At 70.2% G+C, this 23,587-nt stretch carries 28 protein-coding genes; 16 read left to right on the top strand and 12 right to left on the bottom strand.

Annotated elements, in window-relative coordinates; genetic code table 11:
• Positions 1 to 67: 67 nt before the first annotated feature.
• The 5 genes from AB0G04_RS20275 to AB0G04_RS20295 all read left to right on the top strand — a co-directional run bounded on the left by AB0G04_RS20275 (position 68) and on the right by AB0G04_RS20295 (position 4,838).
• Positions 68 to 1,222 (top strand): glycosyltransferase, encoded by a 1,155-nt coding sequence (locus tag AB0G04_RS20275; protein WP_360984536.1) that lies wholly within the window; start codon positions 68 to 70, stop codon positions 1,220 to 1,222.
• 82 nt (positions 1,223 to 1,304) lie between these two features.
• Positions 1,305 to 2,198: an ABC transporter ATP-binding protein gene (locus AB0G04_RS20280; RefSeq protein ID WP_360984539.1), complete on the top strand. Its 894-nt coding sequence runs from the start codon at positions 1,305 to 1,307 to the stop codon at positions 2,196 to 2,198.
• A gap of 5 nt (positions 2,199 to 2,203) precedes the next feature.
• A complete protein-coding gene (locus AB0G04_RS20285) occupies positions 2,204 to 2,944 on the top strand; it encodes an ABC transporter permease (RefSeq protein WP_360984542.1) in 741 nt (246 codons plus the stop codon).
• 2 nt (positions 2,945 to 2,946) lie between these two features.
• Positions 2,947 to 4,209 (top strand): sensor histidine kinase, encoded by a 1,263-nt coding sequence (locus AB0G04_RS20290; protein ID WP_360984545.1) that lies wholly within the window; start codon positions 2,947 to 2,949, stop codon positions 4,207 to 4,209.
• Positions 4,206 to 4,838 carry a response regulator transcription factor gene (locus AB0G04_RS20295; RefSeq protein WP_360984548.1) on the top strand — a complete coding sequence of 211 codons (633 nt, stop codon included), beginning with the start codon at positions 4,206 to 4,208 and terminating at the stop codon, positions 4,836 to 4,838. Before AB0G04_RS20290 ends, AB0G04_RS20295 begins: the two co-directional genes overlap by 4 nt.
• Positions 4,839 to 4,884: 46 nt before the next feature.
• Here the strand turns inward: AB0G04_RS20295 and AB0G04_RS20300 are convergent, their stop codons facing one another.
• From AB0G04_RS20300 to AB0G04_RS20310, 3 genes are read right to left on the bottom strand one after another with little or no spacing between them, the layout of a single operon-like run.
• Positions 4,885 to 5,313 (bottom strand): VOC family protein, encoded by a 429-nt coding sequence (locus tag AB0G04_RS20300; RefSeq protein WP_360984551.1) that lies wholly within the window; start codon positions 5,311 to 5,313, stop codon positions 4,885 to 4,887.
• A gap of 26 nt (positions 5,314 to 5,339) precedes the next feature.
• Positions 5,340 to 6,206 (bottom strand): helix-turn-helix domain-containing protein, encoded by an 867-nt coding sequence (locus AB0G04_RS20305; RefSeq protein WP_360984554.1) that lies wholly within the window; start codon positions 6,204 to 6,206, stop codon positions 5,340 to 5,342.
• Positions 6,207 to 6,215: 9 nt separating this feature from the next.
• Positions 6,216 to 6,719: a hypothetical protein gene (locus tag AB0G04_RS20310; RefSeq protein ID WP_360984557.1), complete on the bottom strand. Its 504-nt coding sequence runs from the start codon at positions 6,717 to 6,719 to the stop codon at positions 6,216 to 6,218.
• A gap of 216 nt (positions 6,720 to 6,935) precedes the next feature.
• Between AB0G04_RS20310 and AB0G04_RS20315 the strand changes: the two genes are divergently transcribed.
• Positions 6,936 to 7,610, top strand: a complete 675-nt coding sequence (locus AB0G04_RS20315) for an MBL fold metallo-hydrolase (RefSeq protein WP_360984560.1) — start codon at positions 6,936 to 6,938, stop codon at positions 7,608 to 7,610.
• A gap of 88 nt (positions 7,611 to 7,698) precedes the next feature.
• On the opposite strand, the gene AB0G04_RS20320 is transcribed toward AB0G04_RS20315, so the two are convergent.
• The 4 genes from AB0G04_RS20320 to AB0G04_RS20335 all read right to left on the bottom strand — a co-directional run bounded on the left by AB0G04_RS20320 (position 7,699) and on the right by AB0G04_RS20335 (position 11,665).
• Entirely contained in the window at positions 7,699 to 8,847 is a 1,149-nt protein-coding gene (locus AB0G04_RS20320) for an LCP family protein (protein ID WP_360984563.1), read from the bottom strand.
• Between the two features lie 78 nt (positions 8,848 to 8,925).
• Entirely contained in the window at positions 8,926 to 10,563 is a 1,638-nt protein-coding gene (locus AB0G04_RS20325; RefSeq protein WP_360984566.1) for a RecQ family ATP-dependent DNA helicase, read from the bottom strand.
• A gap of 10 nt (positions 10,564 to 10,573) precedes the next feature.
• On the bottom strand, positions 10,574 to 11,524 hold the full coding sequence (locus AB0G04_RS20330; RefSeq protein WP_360984569.1) for a TIGR03557 family F420-dependent LLM class oxidoreductase: 951 nt from the start codon (positions 11,522 to 11,524) through the stop codon (positions 10,574 to 10,576).
• Positions 11,525 to 11,539: 15 nt separating this feature from the next.
• Entirely contained in the window at positions 11,540 to 11,665 is a 126-nt protein-coding gene (locus tag AB0G04_RS20335; RefSeq protein ID WP_360984572.1) for a hypothetical protein, read from the bottom strand.
• Between the two features lie 122 nt (positions 11,666 to 11,787).
• On the opposite strand from AB0G04_RS20335, the gene AB0G04_RS20340 reads away from it, so the two are divergent.
• Entirely contained in the window at positions 11,788 to 13,356 is a 1,569-nt protein-coding gene (locus AB0G04_RS20340; protein WP_360984575.1) for a glycoside hydrolase family 3 protein, read from the top strand.
• 78 nt (positions 13,357 to 13,434) lie between these two features.
• On the opposite strand, the gene AB0G04_RS20345 is transcribed toward AB0G04_RS20340, so the two are convergent.
• Complete coding sequence (locus tag AB0G04_RS20345; protein WP_360984578.1) at positions 13,435 to 13,719, bottom strand: GNAT family N-acetyltransferase; 285 nt, start codon at positions 13,717 to 13,719, stop codon at positions 13,435 to 13,437.
• A gap of 42 nt (positions 13,720 to 13,761) precedes the next feature.
• Between AB0G04_RS20345 and AB0G04_RS20350 the strand changes: the two genes are divergently transcribed.
• The 7 genes from AB0G04_RS20350 (at position 13,762) to AB0G04_RS20380 (ending at position 17,981) form a co-directional block, all read left to right on the top strand.
• Positions 13,762 to 14,088 (top strand): hypothetical protein, encoded by a 327-nt coding sequence (locus AB0G04_RS20350; protein ID WP_360984581.1) that lies wholly within the window; start codon positions 13,762 to 13,764, stop codon positions 14,086 to 14,088.
• A 43-nt stretch (positions 14,089 to 14,131) separates the two neighbouring features.
• Positions 14,132 to 14,953 carry a DUF1206 domain-containing protein gene (locus AB0G04_RS20355; protein WP_360984584.1) on the top strand — a complete coding sequence of 274 codons (822 nt, stop codon included), beginning with the start codon at positions 14,132 to 14,134 and terminating at the stop codon, positions 14,951 to 14,953.
• A 134-nt stretch (positions 14,954 to 15,087) separates the two neighbouring features.
• On the top strand, positions 15,088 to 16,248 hold the full coding sequence (locus tag AB0G04_RS20360; protein WP_360984587.1) for a mechanosensitive ion channel domain-containing protein: 1,161 nt from the start codon (positions 15,088 to 15,090) through the stop codon (positions 16,246 to 16,248).
• Between the two features lie 48 nt (positions 16,249 to 16,296).
• Positions 16,297 to 16,731, top strand: a complete 435-nt coding sequence (locus tag AB0G04_RS20365) for a phage holin family protein (protein WP_360984590.1) — start codon at positions 16,297 to 16,299, stop codon at positions 16,729 to 16,731.
• A gap of 64 nt (positions 16,732 to 16,795) precedes the next feature.
• On the top strand, positions 16,796 to 17,161 hold the full coding sequence (locus tag AB0G04_RS20370) for a DUF3618 domain-containing protein (protein ID WP_360984593.1): 366 nt from the start codon (positions 16,796 to 16,798) through the stop codon (positions 17,159 to 17,161).
• Positions 17,161 to 17,433, top strand: coding sequence for a DUF4235 domain-containing protein (locus tag AB0G04_RS20375; RefSeq protein WP_360984596.1), 273 nt, complete (start codon positions 17,161 to 17,163; stop codon positions 17,431 to 17,433). The genes AB0G04_RS20370 and AB0G04_RS20375 overlap by 1 nt, the downstream gene beginning before the upstream one ends.
• Before the next feature lie 344 nt (positions 17,434 to 17,777).
• Positions 17,778 to 17,981, top strand: coding sequence for a cold-shock protein (locus tag AB0G04_RS20380; RefSeq protein ID WP_011905669.1), 204 nt, complete (start codon positions 17,778 to 17,780; stop codon positions 17,979 to 17,981).
• Positions 17,982 to 18,157: 176 nt separating this feature from the next.
• Here AB0G04_RS20380 and AB0G04_RS20385 read toward each other — a convergent pair whose 3' ends face one another.
• Together AB0G04_RS20385 and AB0G04_RS20390 are read right to left on the bottom strand one after the other, a co-directional pair.
• Positions 18,158 to 18,340 carry a hypothetical protein gene (locus AB0G04_RS20385; RefSeq protein ID WP_360984600.1) on the bottom strand — a complete coding sequence of 61 codons (183 nt, stop codon included), beginning with the start codon at positions 18,338 to 18,340 and terminating at the stop codon, positions 18,158 to 18,160.
• 41 nt (positions 18,341 to 18,381) lie between these two features.
• Entirely contained in the window at positions 18,382 to 19,359 is a 978-nt protein-coding gene (locus AB0G04_RS20390) for an aldo/keto reductase (RefSeq protein WP_360984603.1), read from the bottom strand.
• Positions 19,360 to 19,423: 64 nt separating this feature from the next.
• Here AB0G04_RS20390 and AB0G04_RS20395 point away from each other — a divergent pair, with 64 nt between their 5' ends.
• Positions 19,424 to 20,167 (top strand): methyltransferase domain-containing protein, encoded by a 744-nt coding sequence (locus AB0G04_RS20395; RefSeq protein WP_360984605.1) that lies wholly within the window; start codon positions 19,424 to 19,426, stop codon positions 20,165 to 20,167.
• Positions 20,168 to 20,199: 32 nt separating this feature from the next.
• Positions 20,200 to 21,222, top strand: coding sequence for an adenosine deaminase (locus tag AB0G04_RS20400; protein ID WP_360984608.1), 1,023 nt, complete (start codon positions 20,200 to 20,202; stop codon positions 21,220 to 21,222).
• Here the strand turns inward: AB0G04_RS20400 and AB0G04_RS20405 are convergent.
• Complete coding sequence (locus AB0G04_RS20405; protein WP_360984611.1) at positions 21,213 to 21,359, bottom strand: hypothetical protein; 147 nt, start codon at positions 21,357 to 21,359, stop codon at positions 21,213 to 21,215. The genes AB0G04_RS20400 and AB0G04_RS20405 overlap by 10 nt on opposite strands.
• Positions 21,360 to 21,410: 51 nt before the next feature.
• The gene (locus AB0G04_RS20410; protein ID WP_360984614.1) at positions 21,411 to 23,531 is read right to left on the bottom strand and encodes an RICIN domain-containing protein; all 2,121 of its coding nucleotides are present in this window, start codon (positions 23,529 to 23,531) and stop codon (positions 21,411 to 21,413) included.
• Positions 23,532 to 23,587: the final 56 nt, after the last annotated feature.

Here is a 23,587-nt window from a genome sequence, read left to right on the forward strand (position 1 = left end):
GTTTACGGTTCGTGCTGTCGGGCATTGGCTGCGGCGTACCCGACCCCGGCCCGCTGGAGGAGACCCCGTGCACATTGCGATGATCTCCGAACCCGCTGACGTCGCCGACCTGGCGGCCGCGCTGGCCGAACAGGGCCACGACGTCCGCATCTACACCCGTCGCGACGATCCGGACGTCGCCGAGGTCGTGATCACCCCGAGCGGCGTGCACGTGGTCCACATCGAGGCCGGCCCGGTCCGCCCGGTGCCGTCCGATCTGCTGCTGCCGTACATGGGGGAGCTCGCCCGGATTCTCGGCGAGCAGTGGCGGGACGGCTGGGCGCCGGACGTGGTGCACGCCCACTTCTGGACCAGTGGACTCGCCGCGGTGACCGCCGCGAAGCAGCTGAACATCCCGGTGGTGCAGTCGTTCCACGAACTCGGGGAATCCGAGGAGACGGCGCAAGGCCCGTCCCGCACCGGCTACGAGCGGGCACTGGGCCGGGCGGTGGACCGCGTGGTGGCGCAGACCCAGGAAGAGATGCGCGGCCTGGTCCGCATCGGTGTTCCCCGGGCGCGGCTGACCGTGGTCCCGCCGGGTGTCGACAGCGAGCGCTTCACCCCGGACGGCCCGGCCGTGCAGCGTGACCCGGAGCGGCCCCGCATCCTGTCGGTCGGCAAACTCGTCGAGCGCAAGGGCTTCGGCGACGTCATCCAGGCGATGCGGTACGTCCCCGGTGCCGAGGTGGTGGTCATCGGCGGCCCGCCGCCGGAGCAGCTGCAGGCCGATCCGGGCGCGCGACTGCTGAGGTCGATGGCCGAGCAGTTCAAGGTCGCCGACCGGTTCCGGCTGGTCGGTTCGGTCCCGCAGCGGGATATGCCGAGCTGGTACCGCTCCGCCGACGTGCTGGTCGCCACCCCGTGGGAGGAGCAGGCGGCACTCGAGGCGATGGCCTGCGGCGTGCCGATCGTCGGCCCGGCCTCGGGCGCGCTCACCGAGACGGTGGTCGACGGCCTGACCGGTGACCTCGTTCCGGCCCGTGATCCGCGGGCACTGGGTTCGGCGATGCGCCGGCTGGTCAACGACAAGGTGCGGCGGTTCACGTACGCGACGGCTGCGCTGGACCGGGCGCGGCAGGCGTACTCGTGGCGGCGGGTGGCCTCCCAGATCGGCTCGGTGTACACGTCGCTGCGGCGTACCCCGGCCGTGAGTACCCCGGCCGTGGCTGAGGACGCGGTGTAGGACGCCATCAACCGATCGGTGGATCGGTTGTCCCGCTCGCTGATCGATTCGGGCACGGGGGCCCCCGGGTGACGCTCTATGCATGACAGTCATCGAGGTCAGGAACCTGGCGAAGAGGTACGGCGAGACCGTCGCCGTCAAGGACGTCTCGTTCACCGTCGAACCCGGTGAGATCTTCGGGATCCTCGGTCCGAACGGGGCCGGCAAGACCACCACCGTCGAATGCATCTCCGGTCTGCGGACTCCCGACTCCGGCACCATCACGGTGCTCGGCCAGGCGGCCGGCTCCCCGGTGCTGCGCAGCCGTGTGGGCGTGCAGCTGCAGGAGAGCGCACTGCAGGACAAGCTGAGCGTCCGTGAGGCGCTGGAGCTGTACAGCGCCTTCTACCCGGCCCCGGCGGACTGGCGGAAGCTGGCCGACGACCTGGGTCTGACAGCCAAGCTGAAGACCCGGTACGGCAAGCTCTCCGGCGGCCAGAAGCAGCGCCTGTCGATCGCGCTGGCGCTGCTCGGCAACCCCGAGATCGCCATCCTGGACGAGCTGACCACCGGACTGGACCCGCAGGCCCGGCGGGACACCTGGGAACTGATCTCCGGCATCCGCGACCGCCGCGTCACCCTCGTGCTGGTCACCCACTTCATGGAGGAGGCCGAGCGCCTCTGCGACCGGATCGCGGTGATCGACAAGGGCGAGGTCGTCGCCCTGGACACCCCGGCCGGTCTGGTGCAGCGGGCCGGTGACGAGCAGCGGATCCGGTTCCGCCCGTCCACCCCGTTCGCGGACGAACTGCTCACCGGCCTGCCGGAGGTGCGTGAACTGCGCCGCCAGGGAGACCGGGTCGAGATCATCGGCTCGGGCAACGTGCTGCACGCCGTCATCTCGGTGCTCGCCCGCGACGGCATCGTCGCCGCCGAGCTCAACCTGGAACAGGCAAGCCTCGATGACGCCTTCGTCCAACTGACCCGCGGGGAGTGAACATCATGGCCGTCTTCACCAAGCTGCTGCTGACCGAGATCAAGATCTCCCTGCGTGACCCGCTCTACGCCTTTTTCACCCTGCTCTTCCCGGTGCTGCTGATCTCGATCCTCGGCAACGTCCCGACGATGCAGGAGGCCCCGCCGGAACTCGGCGGCCTGCGGGTGATCGACCTGTACGCCGGACTCGCCCTCGGCCTGGCGATCGGCATCATCGGGCTGCAGGGCCTGCCCGCGGTGCTCGCCACCTACCGCGAGCGGGGGATCCTGCGACGCCTCGCCACCACCCCGGTACGGCCCGGCCTGCTGCTCGGCGCGCAACTGACGATGAATCTGCTGACCGTGCTGATCTCCGCGGTCCTGGTGTACACAGTGGCCAACCTGGCGTTCGACGTGCCGATCCCGGAATCCCCGCTGTTGTTCCTGCTCGCCGTGCTGCTCAACTGCGCCGGTGCGTTCGCGATCGGCCTGCTGCTGGCCGCGCTGGCACCGTCGGGCAAGACGGCCAACGCGATCGGCACCTTCCTGTTCTTCCCGATGATGTTCTTCGCCGGGCTGTGGGCTCCCCGCGAGCTCATGCCGGAGATGCTGCAGCGGATCGGTGACTTCACCCCCCTCGCGGCGGGCCAGGACATGATGACCGACGCCCTCACGGGGCGGTCCCCGGCTCTCCTCTCGATTACCGTTCTCATCGGATACCTGGTGATCTGCGGGGCCGCCGCGGTGAAGTTCTTCCGCTGGGAGTGACGATGACGGAGCCGATGGCAGTGGAGGGACCGGCCCGCGACTGGGACGTCTGGCGCCCCCTCCTGACGTACGGGACGCTGCTCAGCGCACTCCTCATCGTCCTGGTGTCGCAGAACGTCGAGGAACTGCCGCGGCAGGACATCCCCACCATCCTGGCCACCACCGCGCTGGCGGCCCTCTGGATGGCGTGGTGGGTCGACCTGCACCCGTCCTGGGCCGGGCGCCGGGTCCTGATGTTCGTCTTCCTCGCCGGCTGGCTGGTCATCGCCGTGCTGCTGGTCATATGCAGCCCGCTCTTCGGCATCTTCACCTGGACCGGCTACATCTTCGTCGGCTACGCGGTGCCCGGCATGTGGCAGATGGCCGGCGTGGTCCCGGTGGCCGCCATCAACGCCCTCTCCCAGATCGGTGGCCCGCAGACCTACGCCGACGACGACGGGCTCTCCATCTACCTGGTGGTCCTGCTCGCCAACCTGCTGATCGCCGGGATCATGACGTACGTCAGCATCCGCGAGGACCAGAAGTCGCAGCGGCGGGAGAACCGGATCGACACCCTCGCCGAAGCCAACGCGAAACTGGCCGCCGCCCTGCAGGAGAACGCCGGACTGCACGCACAGCTCCTGGTCCAGGCGCACGAGGCCGGTGTCCTGAACGAACGGCAGCGGATGGCCGGCGAGATCCACGACGTCCTCGCCCAGGGGCTGACCGGCATCGTCACCCAGCTGGAGGCGGCCGAGTCGGGCGGCGACCGTGAGCGGCACCTGGCAGCCGCGAAACGCCTGGCCCGGGAGAGCCTCAGCGAGGCCCGCCGGTCGGTGCAGGCCCTGCGCCCGCAGCATCTGGACGCGGCCCGCCTGCCGGAGGCCATCGACGAGGTGGTGCGCGGCTGGTCCGAACTGCACGGGGTCCGCGCCGACCTGACCACCACCGGCGTGGCTCGGCCGCTGTTGCCGGAGATCGAGACGACGCTGCTGCGTACCGCCCAGGAAGCCCTGGCGAACGTGGCCAAGCACGCCGCCGCCGGTAGGGTCGGGCTGACTCTGTCCTACATGGAGGACGTGGTCACCCTCGACGTGCGCGACGACGGCGCCGGTTTCGACCCGGCCGCCCCGCGCAAGGTCACCGAGGAGGGTGGCTTCGGCCTGCGGGCGATGCGGGAACGGCTGTCCCGCATCGCCGGGTCCCTGGAGGTGGAGTCGGAGCCGGGCGCCGGCACCGCGATCTCCGCGTGCGTGCCCGCCATCGCGATCGGGGGAGCGGCATGAGCACGGTCAAGGTCGTCATCGTGGATGATCATCCGGTGGTGCGCGACGGCCTGCGCGGTATGTTCGCCGGCGACGACCGGTTCACCGTGCTCGGTGAGGCCGGCGACGGCCGGGAGGCCCTGGCCGTCACCGACGCGGTCGGCCCCGACGTCGTGCTGATGGACCTGCGCATGCCGGTGATGGACGGCGTCACCACCATCCGCGAGCTCAAGGCCCGCGGCTCGGCCGCCCGGGTGCTGGTCCTCACCACGTACGACACCGACTCCGACGTGCTTCCCGCGATCAAGGCCGGAGCCACCGGGTATCTGCTGAAGGACACCCCGCGCGAGGAGCTCTTCCGGGCCGTCCTGGCCGCCCACCGCGGCGAGTCGGTCCTCTCCCCGGCGGTCGCCGGACGCCTGATGGGCCAGCTCCGCTCACCCGCCAAGGAGCCGCTCAGCCATCGCGAGATCGAGGTGCTGACCCTCATCGCGCGCGGGTGCGGCAACCGTGAGGCGGCCCAGCGCCTCTTCATCAGCGAGGCCACGGTCAAGACCCATCTGCTTCACGCGTACGCGAAGCTCGGCGTCCGGGACCGGGCGGCGGCCGTGGCCACCGCCATCGAGCAGGGACTCATCCGCCGGGACTGAACCCGCGAACCGCCGGAGAAGGACCGGGGGCCGTACCCGGCGTGTGTCAGGGCGTACCCGTTGCCGGCCGGCGGGCTTCACCGCGGTACGTGCCGAACTGCCACAGGTTGCCCTCAGGATCACGGGCCGTGAAGTCGCGCGAGCCGTAGTCGGTGGTGAACGGCTCCCGGACGATCTCGGCGCCCGCCGCGGCCGCCCGCTTGTGCAGCCCGTCGATGTCGTCGGCCACCACGTAGGCACCGAACGTTCCGGGTGGCAGCCGCCACGGGCTGTCCGGGTCGTCGCGTACCGAACCCAGCATGATGCCGCCCCCCGGAGGCCAGCTGAGCTCGCAGTGATGGACCACGTCGCCCTCACCGTGGACCACGGTCTCCTCGAATCCGAACGCGTCGACGAGGAAGCGGATCAGAGCGCGGGCGTCGGTGGCGTGAAGTGTCGGCCACACCTGTGGCGGTGGTGTCCTCGAGTCGGTCATGAACCCATCGTCGCGATCACCGGCGGTCAGGGATTGGACAAAACCGAACCGGCGATCAGGTCGTGCTCGTCGGCCAGCCACCGGGACGGCGCGCACCCGGCGAACACCCGGAAGTCACGGACCAGGTGCGACTGATCGGCGTATCCGTGAACGGCGGCCACGTCGGCGAGCCGCACCCCGGGCCGCACCGCCCGCCGGGCGCGGTCGAACCGGGCGATGCGGGCTGCTTCCTTGGGCCGCAGCCCGATCTCCGCCCGGAACCGGTCGGTCAGATAGCGCGCGCTCCAGCCGATCCGCTTCGCCACGTCACCGATGGGCACACCATCGCTGACCAGATCGAATGCCTGCCGGACCGGCTCCGCGGCGGCGGCGTCGCGCAGCCGGCCGCCGAGTGCCCGGTCGAGGACGGCGAACCGGGCCGGCCAGTCCGGTGCTGCCGACATCCGTTCGCGGACCTCGGCCACGAACCGCTCGCCCAGGATCGCGGCGGCGTCAACGTCGAGATGCGCGACCTCCGCGGCGGGCAGTCCCAGCAGGGCCCGGCAGCCGAGCGGCCGCACCGCGACCTGCACCCCGGACTGGCTGCCGTCGTGGGTGATCAATGCCGGTGCCAGGTGCAGTCCGCCGAGCAGCGAGGTGTAGACGCCGGACGGTTGCCGCGGATCCGGGTGCGCCGCGACGACAAGTGGCTCGTCCAGCGTGAAGATCAGCGTCAGGTAGGGGGACGGCAGCCCGCGATGAGTGGCCGGGGCAAGCCCGCGCTGCCGGTAACCGGAGTAGAACGCGATGTGCGGCCGCAGCATGGGCGCCGGCCGTACCTGCGCGTATTCGTCCATCTCCCGAGTCTGCACCCGGCCGCCACCGTGGTGCACGACGAGCCGGTCGTCGTGCACCACGTCCGGCTAGCGGGCCAGGGCCTTGGCCAGCTCGTCGCGGAAGGTGCGCTCGCTCTCGGTGACCGTCTCGCCGCCGAGGCCCAGCAGGCCGCCGCTGGACGCTGCCCCTACCACCTCGTCGGCGATCTCGACGAGCCAGTGCTTGTAGGTCTCCGCGTCGGCCGGCGCCGCCTTGACTGCCAGCAGCGCGGCCGCCTCGGCGGCCCGCGCCACGACGTCAGCGGCGTACCCGGCCGGGTCGCGCGGCTCGATCACCGGCGGCTCCTCACCGATCTCCGGGTCGCCGGCCTCGGCCACGGCGGCCGTTGCGGCGGCCGCGACCAGCGGGCTCGCCGATGCGCGGGCGTCCGAGATGCGGTCCAGCCCGGCAGCGCTCTCGGCCCGGGTCTTGCGTGCGCTGTCCGGGGTGGCGGCGCTCGCCGCGGTGAGCACCGACTGCGGCAGGCCGCTCAGCAGCCCCCACTCGGCATCGGTGAATCCCAGTTCGGCATAGAGCGGTTGATCCGTCACGCTGGTGTCCCTCTCATCAGTTGACCCGTCAGCATTCTTACCTGCCACCGCCGTATCAAAACCCCCGGCTGTCGCGCAGCGCTGTCTCAGCGCCGCTGAGACAGCGGTGCTCGACAGCCGGTCAACCCCCGCCTACGCCCGGTGGTCGTGCTGCGCCCGCGCCCGGGGTCCGCGGCCCGGTCCGTGATCGCCGGGGACGGCTGCGAGAATCGTCGGGTGCGTGAGGTCGTCGACGGGGTCTTCGAGATCCCTCTGGGTTATGTCAACGTGCACCTGGTCGTGACCGACGACGGACTGGTGCTGATCGATACCGGTCTGCCCGGCCGGTCGCCGATGATCGAGCGTGCCCTGCGCGGCATCCGCCGCTCGCTGGGCGAGGTGACCACGATCCTGATCACCCACCATCATCCGGACCACGTCGGCAGCCTCGCCGACCTGCGCGACCGGACCGGCGCACGGGTCATCGCGCACGCCGCCGAGGTTCCGTGGATCGGTGGCGAGCGCCCGCCGGCCGGCCCCGGTGGCTGGCTGGGCAAGCTGATGACGAAGGCCGTCGGTACGGCGGCGCCGACCAAGGTCGATCAGCTGATCACCACCGACGGCTCGGAGCCGGTGCCCGGGTTCACCGCCCTGCACACCCCGGGACACACCCGCGGTCACGTCTCGTACCTGCTGGACCGGGCGGGCGGGGTGCTGTTCGCCGGGGACGCGGCAGCCAGCCGCCGGGGCCGGGTGACCGGCCCGCCGCGGATCGTCACCGCCGACCCGCCGCGTGCCGGCGAGAGCCTGGCCCGTCTCGCCGGACTCGAGTTCGACCACGCCGTCTTCGGCCACGGCCGCGCCGTCTCCGGCATGGCCGTGGAGGCGTTCCGCCGAGCCGTCGCGAGCTAGGGCCGTCCGGGACGGCCGACTACGGGCCGTCACTCGCCGGTGGTGACGAAGCCCGCGTCACTCTTCCTCGATGGTGACCAGGCCGGGGTCACTCTTCGTCGGTGTTGACGAAGCGGGGGTGGTCCAGCAGGAACGCCGGTACCCGTTCCTCCCTGACCGCCTTGAAGAACTCGCCGACCTCGGGGAGGAAACGTTCCCCCTTGTATTCGCCCTCGAAGATGCCCTCGCCCGGCAGGTTGACCGTGACGATGTCGTCGATGTTCAGGCTCTTCAGCTCCATCGCCCAGTCCAGGACGGTGTGGTCGCCGGGCGCGACCGTCAGCGATCCACCGGCCGCGTCCATGACACCGAGCAGCTTCGACGGGTTGGTCACCACGTCGCGGCTCATCGCCTGCTTCGCGATCGCCTTGATGAACTGCTGCTGGTGCCGCTGCCGGACGTAGTCGGTCATGCCCTCGCCGTAGCGCTGGCGCACGTAGTCGAGCGCCTCCCACGCCTTGAGGCGTACCGGCTTGGTGCTCTTCTTGTAGATCTTCTGCACCCCGGTGTACGGGCGGGCGCAGTTGTGGTGGCCCTGACATGCGGGGGTGCGGTCGCGCGGGCTGCCGTCCGGCTTGAGATGCTCGCTCTTGACGTCCATGTCGATGATCATCTCGACGCCGCCCATGGCCTCGACGATCTTCTTGAAGCCGCCGAAGTTGACGATCGCGCCGGCGTCGAACCTCTTGATCCCGGTGACTCCGCTGACCGTGGTGGCGAGGAGCTGGAAGCCCTGGGCGGCGCTGTACTTGCCGTTGCCCAGCCGGCTGCCGTACGCCATCGCGGCGTTGATCTTGTCGCGGTCCGCCCCGGTGCCGGACTTCGGGAAGGCCGGAATGTCGACACGCAGGTCACGGGGCATCGAGAAGAGGTAGGCGGTGTGCCGGTCGCGGGGGATGTGCGCCACGATGATCGAGTCGGCGAGCGGCGCGGTGCGATCGTCGCGCGGGTCGATCCCCACGAGCAGGATGTTGACCGCCCCGTCGATGTCCACGTCGGGCTCGGGTGCCGGGGCCGCCTCGGCCGGCTTCGGCTGAATCGGGTCGAGGAGAGTGTTGTCGGTTACGGCGTCGGAGTACTTGGAGATCAGTGCCTGACCCGTCACCAGCGTGCCGGCCCCGGCGACCAGCACGCCGACGCCGACGCCGACACAGATCCGCGCCCACAACGGAGATCGTTTCTTCGTGGATGCAGCCACCCGTCAAGCCTCCCCCGTACCGGCAACGTGCGCATGATGGCACAGTGGCGCAAGCCCCTGGGAGCGCTTCCCACGTGGTCAGGCGAGTGACAGCAGTCCCTGCTCGACGACGACGGGAACGGAGAGGGTCTTGTAGCCGACCGAGTCGAAAAGGACCGTCATCCGATCCTCTTCGTAGTTCATCACCATGCCGGTGCCCCACTCGCCGTGCCGGACCTGGCTGTGCACGGGGAACGGACCCTCCGGCTCGGCCGCGGCGATCTCCTGGGCGGAACCGTCGGCACAGTTGTCACAGTGGTTGCACGGCCGGCGCAGTTCCTCGCCGAAGTAGGCGAGCAGCGTCTCGGTACGACACTGCCGGGACTGGGCGAAGCCGCGCATCATGTCGGTGCGGGACTTCACCACCGCCTGCTGCCGCTCGAACTCCGCACACGCCGCCTCGGCCGCCGCGGCCGGCAGTGGTGCCCGGGCCGGTACGGTGAGTTTGTGGCCGGTGCCGGGCCGTACCGCCCCGACCTGTTCCAGCAGGTTGAGGTACTGACCCAGCTTGCGCGGGCCGAGCCCGGTGGCCTTCTGCAGCGCGGTCTTCGAGGCCGGGCCCTTGTGCAGTTCGCCGGCCAGCTCGCGCAGCTCGTCGAGGTCGGGGGAGCCGCCCTGGAAGAAACGCTGGATGGCCTCGTCCTCGGAACGCCAGAGCAGCAGCGCGCGGGCCGGTTCGCCGTCCCGCCCGGCCCGGCCGATCTCCTGGAAGTAGCTGTCCGGCGAGTCGGGCAGGGCCACGTGCGCGACCCAGCGGATGTTCGGCTTGTCGATGCCCATGCCGAACGCCGACGTCGCCACCATGATGTCGACCTTGTCGTCCTGGAAGTCGATGTGCCGCTGTTCCCGCAGGCCGGCGGCCATCCCACCGTGGTAGTACTCGGCCGGGTAGCCGGCTGTGGTGAGCCGTTCGGCGAGTTCCTCGGCGGCCCGCCGGGTGGCGACGTAGATGATGCCGGGCCGCTGCTCCCCGTCGAGCATCGCGGTCAGCTTGCGCCACCGGTAGTTGTCGTCGGGGCAGTAGGCGACCTCGAGGAACAGGTTGCGGCGGTCCAGGCCGGAGACGTGGATCTCGGGCTTGTCCAGGCGCAGCCGGGCGATGATGTCCTCGCGGACCGGTGGTGACGCGGTGGCGGTCAGCGCGAGCACCGGCGGCCGGCCGAGCTGCTTGATCATCTCACCGAGCGCGAGGTAGTCCGGCCGGAAGTCGTGGCCCCAGGCCGAGATGCAGTGCGCCTCGTCGACCGCGACCAGGCCCGGTTTGAGGGCACGCACCTCGGCCAGCCGCTCCGGATCGCTGAGCTGTTCCGGCGTGATGAAGAGGAACTCGGCCTGGCCGGTCCGGATCGCCTCCATCGCCTCGCGCTGCTCCTTCGGCGTCTCCTGGGAGCTGACCCGGACCGCGCGGAGCTTCGCGTCGCCGCGATCGTTGAGGGCGGCGATCTGGTCCTGCTGCAGAGCCAGCAGCGGCGAGATCACCACTGTCGGCCCGGGCAGCAGGACGGCCGGGATCTGGTAGATCGCCGATTTCCCGCCACCGGTGGGGAGCACCACGAGGGCGTCCTTGCGGCGCAGCACGGCCCGCATCGGCTTCAACTGTCCGGGGCGCAGCGTGCGCCAGCCGAAGTGGGTGCGGGCGACCCGGCGCAGGCGGGGGCCGTAGATTGGCAGTTTCATCGAGGGAAAGCTATCCGATCTTCGGCAGGATCTCACGGGCGTACAGGTCGAAGAGGCCCTGGTAGTGCGGGCCGGTGTTGGCGACGTAGATCTCGTCGAAGCCCGCATCGGCGTACTTGCGGATCATCTCGAGGTGCTTCTCCGGATCGTTGCCGCAGACGAAGGCCTCGGCCACCATCTCCTCGGTGACGAGCTGGGACGCCTGCTCGAAGTGCTTCGGCGAGGGCAGCACCTGGGACAGTTCGCCGGGCACACCGGCGTTCGGCCACTTCTGGTACGCGATCCGCGCGCCCTCCTCCGCCGAGTCCGCGAACGCTGCCTTGAAACCGCCCTGTGCGACCTTGCCGCCACCGCCGGCCTGCCGGAACCGGGAGACCATCTCCCCGTCCGGCATGACGCTGACGTAGCCGTCGCCGATCCGGCCCGCTACCTCGATCGCCTTGGGTCCGAAACCGGACACCAGGATCTCGACCGGTTTCTCCGGCAGGGTGTAGATGCGGGCGTTCTCCACCGTGTAGTGCTTGCCGTGGTGCGAGAAGTTCTCCCCGGTCCAGAGGCCGCGCATGATCTCGATGGCCTCTTCGAGCATCTCCAGGCGTACGTCCAGCTCGGGCCAGGCGTCGCCGAAGATGTGCTCGTTGAGGGCCTCGCCGGTGCCGACCCCCAGCCGGAAGCGTCCGCCGGTGAGGACCGCGCTGGTGGCGGCGGCCTGGGCGATGACGGCCGGGTGGATGCGGACGGTGGGGCAGGTGACCGCGGTGGTGATGTCCAGGCTCGTCGCCTGGCTGAGGGCGCCGATCATGGACCAGACGAAGGCGCTCTGGCCCTGGGCGTCCACCCACGGGTGGTAGTGGTCGGAGATCCACAGACCCTGGAACCCGGCGCGTTCCGCGCCCTTCGCCTGCTCGATGAGCTCGGCGGGCGAGTACTCCTCGCTCGACAGGAAGTATCCGATGCGCATGGCGCCCCGGTACCCCTATTTGCCTCCGAACATGCGGCGTATGGCCCAGATCAGGAAGAGGACGGCGAGGGCGATGCCGAGCAGTCGCACGGCGTGCACCTCGGACCAGTCGACACCGGTCGCGGCGAGGGGCGTGAGCACGTGCACATCCTACCGAGCCATCGGTCCCAACAAATAGAAAGGTTTGTTGACTAAACTCTGCGGGGGGTGTGAACATAGGTCCCCGGTACGGGCGGACAAACGCATCGGAGGTACGGGGGCTCATGACCATTCACGGCGAATTGCCGGAACTGGCCGCTGCGTTGCTGCAACCGGGCTTCGTCGGGACGGCCGCACCGGACTGGGTCCGCCGCTGGCTAGGTTCCGGCCTCGGTGGGGTCGCCCTCTTCGCCCGCAATGTGGAATCGCCCGCGCAGGTGGCGGCACTCACCGCCCAGCTGCGCGCCGAGAACCCCGATGTGATCGTTGCCATCGACGAGGAGGCCGGTGACGTCACCCGGTTCGAGTCGCGGCACGGCAGCTCCCGACCCGGCAACCTGGCACTCGGCGCGATCGACGACCCCGGGCTCACCGAGCTGGTCGCCCGCGACCTCGGCCGGGAACTCGCCGACGCCGGCATCACGCTCGACTACGCCCCGGACGCCGACGTCAACAGCAACCCCGGGAACCCGGTCATCGGCGTACGGGCCTTCGGCGCCGAGCCGGAGCTGGTCGCCCGGCACACCTCCGCCTTCGTCCGCGGTCTTCAGGAAGCCGGGGTGGCCGGCTGCGCCAAGCACTTCCCCGGGCACGGCGACACCGCCGTCGACTCGCACCACGACGTGCCGGTCATCGCGCGATCCCGGGCCGAGCTGGCCGCCTGCGAGCTGGTCCCGTTCCGGGCGGCGATCGCGGCCGGGGCACAGGCCGTGATGACCGGCCACCTGCTCGTCCCGGCCTACGACCCGGACCTGCCGGCCACGCTGAGCCCGCGCATCCTGACCGGCCTGCTGCGCGAGGAGCTCGGCTTTGACGGTCTGATCGTCACCGACGGCATCGAGATGCAGGGCGTCCGCCGCCGGTTCGGCCTGGAGGGCGCCACGGTCCGGGCGATCGCGGCCGGGGTGGACGCCATCTGCGTGGGCGGCGACCACGCCGACGAACAGACCGCGATCCGGCTCCGCGACGCCATCGTCGCCGCGGTCCGGTCCGGGGAGATCACCGAGGAACGGCTGCACGACGCGGTCGCGCGGGTCCGCCGGCTCGCCGCATGGACGACCCGGACCCAGATCGCCGCCGGGGCGCGTGCGATCGCCGACGCCGCGGCCGGTACCGAGGTCGCGGTTCTCGGTTCGGCGGTCGGTTTCGAGGCGGCCCGGCGGGCGGTCCGGGTGACCGGCAGCGAGGGCGGCCCGTCCCTGCCGGTGATCGGAGTACCGCACGTCGTCGAGTTCGCTCCGCCGCGGAACATCGCGATCGGCAGCGAGACCCCGTGGGGGGTCGGTGAACCCCTGACCGAGCTGCTGCCCGGCACCACCTCGGTCCGCTTCGAGGCCGGCGATCTGGAGTCGCTGCCCGACCCGTCGGTGCCGGTGCTGGCCGGGGCGGGGGAGCGGCCGCTGGTCCTGGTGGTCCGGGACGTGCACCGGCACCCGTGGATCGAACGGACCCTGCGCTGCGTCCTCGAGGTGCGCCCCGACGCCATCGTCGTCGAGATGGGCATCCCGGTCACCGTGGCCGGTGGGGTGCACATCGCCACCCACGGCGCGACCCGTGCGCTGGGCCGGGCCGCCGCCGAGATCATCGCCGGCGTGAACGTGCCGGAACCGGCGCCGCAGCCGGTCGCCGCCTGACCCTCACATCCCGGGAACGGTCCGTCCCGTCGCGTCCACAAGACGCGGCGGGACGCGACCGGCTGTCGCAGCTGGGGTTCAGGGGGCCAGCAGGTCCTGGTGCTCGGGGTGCTCGCCGATGTACTTCGCGAAGAACGGACACGACGGGATCACCCGCTCGCCCCGCTCACGGATCTGATCGAGAGCCTGCCGGGCCAGCTCGCCGGCAAGGCCCCGGCCGCGCATCTCCCGAGCGGTCTCGGTGTGCAGGATGCGGACCACGCCGTCACGCGCCCGATAGGTGGCCAGCGCGCCCACCTCTCCGTCGGCGATCAGCTCGAACCGCTGCTCGGCGGCGTTGTCCCGGACCAGATAGTCACCCACCTTCACAGCTTATTGTTGCTTTCACCCCGTACCGTGACAAGGGTGTTGATCTCTAAGCCGCGCCACCGCATCGCCGCCGCCCTAGCCTCGGCCGTCCTCGGACTCACCCTGCTCACCGGGTGCAGTGACGATGTCAGTTGTGGGCTCGACCAGTGCACCGTGACCGTCCAGCGGGAGACCAATGCCAAGGTGGAGGTGCTCGGGGTGGAGGCCAAATTCATCTCCGCCGACGACAACACCGTGACCCTCGACGTCGCCGGCGAACAGATCCAGCTGACCAAGGGCCAGCAGGCCGTGGAGGTCGGTGGCCTGACGTTCAGCCTGTCCAGCGTGACGCCGGACGACGTCAAGATTGAGGTGTCCCGATAACGCGGCACGTTTGACGATCGTCGCCGCTGGTCACATTGGGGGCATGACCGCAGCCTCGAACGTCAAGCACACCGCGTCACGGGCCGCCGAGAGCAAGCCCCTGGAGCTTCTCGCTCGAGGCGGCTTCATCGGATACGGCATCATCCACCTGCTCTTCGCCTGGATCGCGCTGCAGGTGGCCATCAGCGGCTCCGGACAGGACAGTGACCAGTCCGGAGCTCTTCAAACCATCGCAAAGCAGCCGTTCGGAAAGACGCTGCTCATCATCATCGCCGTCGGCCTGATCGCGATGGCGATCTGGCAGGCCTTCGAGGCCGCGATCGGCGAGAGCGGGCCGCGGGACCGCCGCGCCATGGCCGAGCGGATCCTCTCCGTCGCCCGCACGTTCCTCTACGGCTACCTGGCCTGGAACGCCATCAAGGTGGTCCAGGACGCCGGTTCGTCGATGGGTGACAGCAACGCGAGCGGCGCCTCCGGCCTGATGAGTTCCGAGGGCGGTCGCTGGCTCGTCGGCCTGATCGGCCTCGTGGTGCTCGGTATCGGCGTCGGCATGGCGTACTACGGATACAAGAAGAAGTTCATCCGCCACCTGAACACCCAGCAGATGCCGGCCGGCACCCGTCAGCCGATCGTCCGCCTGGGCATGGCCGGCTACATGGCCAAGGGCACCGCGTACGCCATCGCCGGGTTCCTCGTGGTGCTCGCCGCCGTCAACTACGACCCGAAGCAGGCCCGTGGCCTGGACGCCGCGCTCAAGACCCTGGCCGCCAACTCCTGGGGTGTGTGGCTGCTGATCCTGATCGCCGCCGGCATCGCCGCCTTCGGCGTCTACTGCCTGGCACAGGCCAAATACCGCAAGATCTGATCTGGTACGGAGAACCCGGCGGCGGATGTGAGCTATGTCTGACATCCGCCGCTGCCGGTGTTCCCGGGGGCCTCACGAGCAAGGCTGGACGCCGGCCGTGATGACGCTCGTGGGAAGGAAGTTAATTGTCCAGCATGGTGACAGCACCGCTCGCGATCGCCGCCGCCGCGGGCGCGGCGATTCTGTTCGTCGAGGTGGTGCACCGGATAGTCAGACGCATCGGACGCCGGTCCCCGCTTGCCGCCGCCCTGGCCCGGACCATGCACAAGCCGTTCCTGGCGACCGTCACCCTGACCGTCGTGCAACAGGCGGTCCGGATCTGGGCCGGTGAGTTCCCCGGCCGGTCCGGTGTGGTGCACGCGCTGGTGCTCCTTTGTATAGCGGCCGCGGCCTGGCTGGTCGGTACGACCCTGCTGGTGCTCGAGGACATGGCCCTGGCCCGGTGGCGCACCGACGTGCCGGACAACCTCAAGAGCCGCCGGATCAAGACCCAGGTGGTGATGCTGCGCCGGGTCACCGTGGCCGCCATCGTGGTGATCACTATCGGCGTCATGCTGATGACCTTCCCGGACATCCGGGCGCTCGGCGCGAGCGTGCTGGCCTCGGCCGGTGTGATCAGCGTGGTCGCGGCGCTGGCCGCGCAGAGCACTCTGGGCAATGTGTTCGCCGGACTGCAGCTCGCCTTCAGTGACGCGATCCGGGTCGACGACGTGGTCGTGGTGGAACAGGAATGGGGCCGGATCGAGGAGATCACGCTGACCTATGTGGTCCTGCAGATCTGGGACGACCGGCGGCTCATTCTGCCGACCTCCTACTTCACCACCAAACCCTTCCAGAACTGGACACGTACGTCGTCGGCGGTGCTCGGCACGGCCGAGATCGACGTGGACTGGGCCACCCCGGTCGAGCCGGTGCGGGCCGAGTTGCAGCGGGTCTGTGAGGACTCCGACCTGTGGAACGGCAAGGTCTGCGTGCTGCAGGTGACCGAGGCGACCGACGGCCGGATCCGGCTGCGGGCCCTGGTCAGCGCGAACGACGCGGCGGCGCTCTGGGACCTGCGGTGCCTGGTAAGGGAGCGTCTGGTGGCCTGGATCTGGCAGCACCAGCGGTCCGCGGTGCCGAGGATGCGCGCCGAGGTCGAGCCGGCCCGCGCGGTCCCGGTCCAGCCGTCCGGCCATCACGGGCCGGACGCGGAGTCCGGTGCGGCCCGGGTGTTCAGCGGCGGTGTGGACGGTGACGCCCGTGGTGCCGTGTTCGGCGGCCCTGTCCCGGTTGGGTCCGACCGTAAGGATTGAGAAAGCTCTGATCAGGGCATACCCCGGTCACACGGAAAGGGGGACATGATGGCCGATGTCGTGAACGGCGTTCCCGTCCGGCCGACGACCGAGAAGTCGACCGCGGAACTGGTGCAGCAGGCCAGCGAACAGCTGAGCCGCCTGGTCCGGGACGAGATCACCCTGGCCAAGGTCGAGCTGGCGGAGAAGGGCAAGCGGGCGGGCATTGGCGCCGGCCTGTTCGGCGGTGCCGGTGCACTGGCGATGTACGGGCTGGGCGCGGCGATCACGACCGGGATCATCGCCCTCGACCTGGTGCTTCCGCTCTGGCTGGCCGCGCTGATCGTCACGGTGGTGCTCTTCGCGATCGCCGGTGTGCTCGCGCTGCTGGGCAAGAAGCAGATCAGCCGGGCGGTTCCGCCGGAGCCACTGGCGGCGATCGAGAGCGTGAAGGCCGATGTCGATGAAGTGAAACACGCGGTCAAGGAGCGTAGCCGGGCATGAACGACCCGAGGGATGTCATGCCCGCATCCGGCTGCGCTGGTGAGCCCGGAGAGGCGGGAGAGCTATGAGTGACGACAACGGATCCGCCGCCAAACCGGACCTGGTGGCGCTACGGGCGGATATCAGGCAGACGCGGTCCGAACTGGGTGAGACGGTGCAGGCGCTGGCTGCCCGGGCGGACGTGAAGGCGCGGGCGCGCGAGCAGGTCGATCTGACCAAGCAGCGGGCACGGGAGCAGGTCGATCTGACCAAGCAGCGGGTGCTGACCAAGGCGGCCGAGATGACCGGGCGGGTGCGCGAGACGCCGCCCCGCGAACTGGCGCATCAGGCCGGTGACCGGATCCGTGCCAATCCTGTTCCGACCGTGCTGGTGTTCGCCGGACTGGCGGCGCTGGCCGGCATCATCCTGATCGTCCGAGGGAGGCGCTGATGGCGGGCAAACTGCAGAAATTCGCTTTGAAGCCGGTGAACGTGGCGCTCGGTTTCGCGGCCGGTGCGGCCGCGGGCTTCCTCTTCAAAGAGGTGTGGAAGCTGGTTGCCGGGGACGACGACGCACCGGACGCCGGCGACCCGGAACGCGGCTGGGGAGAGATCCTGACGGCCGCCGCTCTGCAGGGCGCGATCTTCGCGGTGGTGAAGGCGGCTGTCCATCGTGGCGGTGCCATCACGACCCAGAAACTGACGGGCACCTGGCCCGACTAGATCATCTCTTGTATAGACAAGAGTCTTGGCGGCCCCCCACTTCGTTGCGTAGAAGTGGGGGGCCTTTTCCGTATCGGTCACCCATTATTGGATTCCTTCGAGGGGCAGCTTTACGGCCCGATTTTCGGGTACAGTGTGGCCAGTTTTTGCGTACGTGGTTCGCTGCTTCTGCTAGGCCCGCGCGACGCCGGCCCCATCCCGGGAAGGTCGGCAGGCGTCACAACGGCCCGGTGGATGGGACGTCCTCCTGAAAGGCCGCCTCGCGGTACCGCTGCTCGAAAACGGTCATCGGCCCCGCGCTGCCGCGGTTGGGCGGGCCGGCATTTTCAGAAGGAGAGTTCAGCATGGCGCAAGGAACCGTGAAGTGGTTCAACGCAGACAAGGGCTTCGGCTTCATCACCGTCGACGGCGGGGGTGCTGACGTGTTCGTCCACTTCTCGGCCATCCAGACGAGCGGCTACCGCACTCTGGAGGAGAACCAGCGGGTGGAGTTCGAGATCGCCCAGGGCCAGAAGGGCCCGCAGGCGGAGCAGGTTCGCCCGCTCTGAGACCAACATCTTCGCCGGTCGTGAGACCGGTTCGCCGACCGCCTGGCGGAGGTCGGCCCGACCGTGGCCCCGCATCCTCCTCGAGGTTGCGGGGCCTCTTTCGTACGCCGTTACTGCTTTCGTACGCGGTTACTGCTGAAGCTGCGCGGTTACTGCGGACTGCTGGAACTGCGCCGTTACTGCTGACTGCCGGAGCGCCGGCGCATCCCGACAACGATCAGCGCCAAGCCGCCGACGACCAGCACGCCGCCGGCCGCCGCCCAGAAACCCTGCCCGCTCATCAGGCTGTCGTCGAGGTAGTCGAGCCCCTGTAGCGTCCACACCCCACCGATCACGATCGCCAGTAGCCCGAGAGACATGGTGAGCCAGCCTCTCAACCGTGGTGGCTCGGTTTCATTGTTCACCATTTGTCGTGCACCTGCGGGCGAATCAACTCATCGTAGACCGCGGTGATCATTTCCTGGGTCTCCGGCGACAGCGGTGCGAGGTCGGCCGCGGCGGCGTTCGCCCGCGCTTGTTCCGGGTTCCGGGCGCCCGGGATGACGACGGTGAGACCCGGCTGGTCGATGATCCAGCGGAGCGCGAACTGCGCCATCGTGGCACCGGCCGGTACCAGCGGGCGCAGCCGTCCGACCGCCTCGAGACCGATCCGGAAGTCCACACCGGAGAACGTCTCGCCGACGTCGAAGGCCTCACCGTGCCGGTTGTAGTTGCGGTGGTCGTCGGCGCCGAAGGTGGTGCTCTCGTCATACCGGCCGGAGAGCAGGCCGCTGGCGAGCGGGACGCGGGCGATGATGCCCACCCCGGCCTCGGCGGCGGCCGGGAGCACCCGCTCCAGCGGCTTGAGGCGGAACGCGTTCAGGATGATCTGCACGCTGGCGACGCCGGGCCGGGCGATCGCGGCGAGTGCCTCGTCGACCCGTTCGACGCTCACCCCGTACGCCGCGATCCGCTTCTCCTGGACCAGCGTGTCGAGCGCGTCGAAGACCTCGTCCGAGGAGTACACCGAGGTGGGCGGGCAGTGCAGTTGCACCAGGTCGAGCGTGTCGACGCCGAGGTTGGCGCGGGAGCGGTCGGTCCAGGCCCGGAAGTTGTCCAGGTGGTAGTTGCCGTGCTCCTGCGCGACCCGGCGGCCCATCTTGGTGAAGACGGTCAGGCCGGGGTGATCGGCGATGAACGAGCCGATGATCTGCTCGCTGCGGCCGTCACCGTAGACGTCCGCGGTGTCGATGAAGGTCACGCCGGAGTCGACGGCGGCCTGCAGGGTCGCGTGCGCGTCGGCCTCGCTGACCTGACCCCAGTCGGCGCCCAGCTGCCAGGCACCGAGACCCACCACGCCGACGTCCCTGCCCAGCCTACGGAAGCTTCGTTTTTCCACGTCGTGACCCTACCGCTCGTCTGTTAGCGTTAAACAAGACGTACGTACGGTTTTGGAGGTTGGTATGTGGGACCCCGCTGTCTACCGCCGTTTCGGTGCCGAGCGCTCGCGTCCGTTCTTCGACCTCGTCGGGCGCGTCGGCGCGGAGAGCCCCCGGGCCGTCGTGGACCTCGGCTGCGGACCCGGCGAGCTGACCCGCACCCTCGCCGATCGCTGGCCCGGCGCCCGCGTCACGGGGCTCGACTCGTCACCCGAGATGATCGACAAGGCCACCGCCGAGCCGGGCCGGGTCGAGTTCCGCCTCGCCGGCATCGCCGACTGGCACCCCGGCCCGGACGTCGACGTCGTGGTCACCAACGCCGCCCTGCAATGGGTGCCGGGACATCAGGAGATGATCGCCCGCTGGGCGCGTGAACTGCCGTCCGGAGCCTGGTTCGCGATGCAGGTGCCGGGCAACTTCGACAGCCCGGGGCACCGGGCCGCGCGGGAGCTGTCGCCGGTCGGGCTCCCGGCCGACCCGGTGTCGGACGCCGCCGGTTACGCGGAACTCCTCACCGCGGCCGGAGCGACCGTGGACGCCTGGGAAACCACATACCTGCACCTGTTGCCCGCCGACGGGCCGGAACATCCGGTGCTGCGCTGGATGGAGGGCACCGCCCTGCGACCGGTGCGAGCGGCCCTGGACGACGCCGCGTGGGCCGCGTTCCGCTCCGAGCTGGCCGAGCGGATCATCGCCGGCCATCCGGTGCGGCACGGCCTCGTGGCGTTCCCCTTCCGCCGTATCTTCGTGGTGGCGTCCATCAAGTGATTGCCTCAGTTCCGAAAGACCAGGGAGAACCCTTGACCGATCTGACGTCGTTCATCGCCGGTCTGCCCAAGGCCGAGCTGCACGTCCACCACGTCGGCTCGGCGTCCCCGCGGATCGTCGCCGAGCTGGCCGCCCGCCACGAGGGCAGTTCACCGGTGCCCGCCGACCCGGCTCTGCTCGCGGACTACTTCGAGTTCCGCGACTTCGCCCACTTCATCGAGGTCTACCTCTCCGTGGTGGATCTGATCCGCGACGACGAGGACGTCCGTCTGCTGACCTACGAGATCGGGCGGGAGCTCGGCCGGCAGAACGTGCGGTACGCCGAGCTGACCGTCACGCCGTACTCGAGTGTCCGGCGGGGCATCCCGGCCAAGGCGTTCTGCGAGGCGATCGAGGACGCCCGTACCGGCGCGGCCCGCGACTTCGGGGTCGACCTGCGCTGGTGCTTCGACATCCCGGGCGAGGCCGGGCTGGCGGCAGCCGAGGAGACGCTGCGGATCGCCCTCGGCGAGCGACCCGAGGGGCTGATCAGCTTCGGACTTGGCGGGCCGGAGATCGGGGTGCCGCGGCCGCAGTTCAAGCCGTACTTCGACCAGGCCCGCGCGGCCGGACTGCACAGCGTCCCGCATGCCGGCGAGACGACCGGCCCGGAGACCGTCTGGGACGCCCTGCGTGAGCTGGGAGCCGAGCGGATCGGTCACGGCATCGCCGCCGCCGGGGACGAGCGGCTGATGGCCCACCTGGCGGAGAACGGGATCCCGCTCGAGGTGTGCCCCACCTCGAACCTGCGTACCCGGGCCGTCGCCGACCTGGACGAGCATCCGATCGCGACCCTCGTCGCGGCGGGTGTCCAGGTCAGCGTCAACTCCGACGACCCGCCGATGTTCGGCACCACCCTCGAGCAGGAGTACGCGACCGCGGCGCGGCTGCTGAAGCTGGACACCGCCGGGGTCGCCGAACTCGCCCGCGCCGCCGTCCGGCACAGCTTCCGTCCCGGCCGGGACAAGGCCGCGCTGCTCGCCGAGATCGACGCCTACACGGCCGCTCAGGGGTAGAGCGGGTCCTGCCAGCAGGCGACCATCGTCACCGTGCCGATGGTCAGGATCGTCAGCCAGCGAACCAGCCTGCGCCGGGTGAACCGGGCCGGATTGTCGTCCGGCTCGGTGTCCGGCCTGCTCAGCACATCGGGCATTCGCTTCTTCTCCCGTCAGGGCGGCCCACTGGCGGGCCGCGTCAGGGCGGCCTAGTCGGGGACCGCCGTCCAGCTCTGATGCCGCTGCTCGGTGTCCTCCTGCAGGGCCAGCACACGCTGCATGCCGTACCGCTGGGTGCCCACCCCGATCACCAGGTCACCGGAGGTGGTGCGGATCGTGAAGCCGTACGCCGAGGCGCGCAGCGTCCACCGCGCGCCGCTACCGGCCTGGCAGTCACCCTGCACCAACGGTGCCCCGGCGACCGCGGTGCCGCCGAGCGGGACCGCGCACCGGTTGCTCGCCTTGGAGACCAGCGAGTACGTGTTGTTGCCGGCCGGCACCAGCTGCCACTGCTGCTGGGTGCCGCCCTCGTCGTTGCCGAGCATGACCGGGGTGCCGTCGGCCGAACGGGCCGCGTACAGGTCGGCCGCACCGCCGGTCAGGGAGTTGGTCAGCACGAACCACGAGTTCTGCACCGGCCGGGCCGACGGAGCCGTCTCCGCGGTGCCCTTGGCCAGGTAGCCGAGCTTGCGGTTACGGACCTCCACCTTGTACTTGGCGTCCGGCTTCAGGCCGATCAGGCGGGCCCGGGTGGCACGGGTGCTGGCCACCGGCTCGCCGTCGACCGACACCTCGTAGTCGGCGTCGGCCGCGGCCGAGCTCCAGGTGAGCCGGACCGAGCCGCTGGTCGGCTCGCGGATCTCCAGCACCGCCTGCACGCCGTCGTTGGTCACGCCCGGCGGCGCGCCGGGAAGCCTGCCGTCGGCCTGGTCGCCGGTGCCGGCCGGCGGAGGCGTGGTGTTGTGCTTCGCGACCGGGGTGACGGCCAGGCCGGGCGGGGTCGCCGGGGCGTTCCCGGGGGCGTCCGGGGTGGCGCTGACGGAAGCGCTCGGCGTCGGCTCCGGCGACACGGAGCCGCTCGGTGCGGGCGTCGCGGTGCTCGGCGACGGAGCGGGCGCCGACGGTGTCACGGGCGCGGGTGTGGGCGTGGCCGGCGGGTCGTCGTCCGGACGCGTTGCTCCCGGAACGTCCGGGACGTCGTCGCCACCGTCGCTGCGCAGCAGGAACTCGCTCAGCGCCACGTTCCAGTGCTTGGCCAGGTAGCTGCCCGGCTCCGGGTTGGTGCTGAAGTAGTCGTCGTGCCCGCAGTCGAGGCGGATCTCGTTCTTCTTCGGGCACACGTTCTTCACCGGCTTGCCGGTCCGGTCCCGCCCGCACAGCAGGTCGTACTCGTCCAGGCAACTGCCCGCGCCGGTGGCGTTCGGCGAGTCGGTGAGCACCGCGCCGAGGGTGTGGGTCAGCTGGTGGGCGGCCATCGCGGAGCTCCAGCAGCCGGAGTCGACACGGGCGTACGACGGGCCGCCGTTGTTGCGGTTGCCGCGGATGGCCCGGGTGTCGTTGACGTAGGTGGAGATGCCGCAGTAGAGGTTCGTGTCGGCGAACATCAGGTACTTGCGGTCGGTGCGGTTGTAGCCGAGGCCGCGCAGCGCGTCGATGGTCGCCGCGAACGAGCGCAGCGAACCGTCGGGCAGCTGCACCTCGACCACGTCGGCGCGGCACTCCGGCGTCGTCACGTAGCGGATGTGCCGGGAACCGCCGGTCTCGGCCGCGCTCGCGTCGTAGATCGCGTCCACGCCGGCGGCCCAGGTGCGGAACGAGTTGAGGTATTTCGGGTACCGGCTGGCGGACGACGACTCGTGCAGGTAGAGCAGCTGCACCCGCTTGCCGGTACGCCCGTCGCCGGCGCACGCCACGTCGTCCGGGCCGAGGATGAAGTCGGCCTGGCCGGGAGCGGCGTCCGGCACCAGTGCGGGGGCGTCGGCGGTGATGGCGCTGCCGCCCTCGTCGCGGGCGATCTCGGCGTCGCCGGGAACCCGGCCGCTCTCCCGCCGGACCGCATCGAAGTCGTCACTGCCCGCTGTCACCGGGGCGACGTCGCGGCGTACCGACAAACCCTCCGGCGCCGGGTCGGGCCCGTGCGTGCAGGTCTCCTCGAACACCAGGTAGGCCCCGGCGCAGACCGAGCCGGACGACGCCAGGCGCAGTCCGCTGTAGACCAGTCCCTGCTCAGGGGCGTCCTTGGGGAGGGCGGTCAGGGCGTAGTCGTCGTCGGACGGCCCGGAATTGATCACGGACGGTCCGACCACGCCGCCGACACCGAGCAGCGCCATGCCGAGCGCTACCGGAAGCAGCCGGAAAGTAGCGGAGCGTGTCCGTGGGGGATTCG

It is taken from the genome of Actinoplanes sp. NPDC023801, from assembly GCF_040639655.1.
Lineage (GTDB): Bacteria > Actinomycetota > Actinomycetes > Mycobacteriales > Micromonosporaceae > Actinoplanes.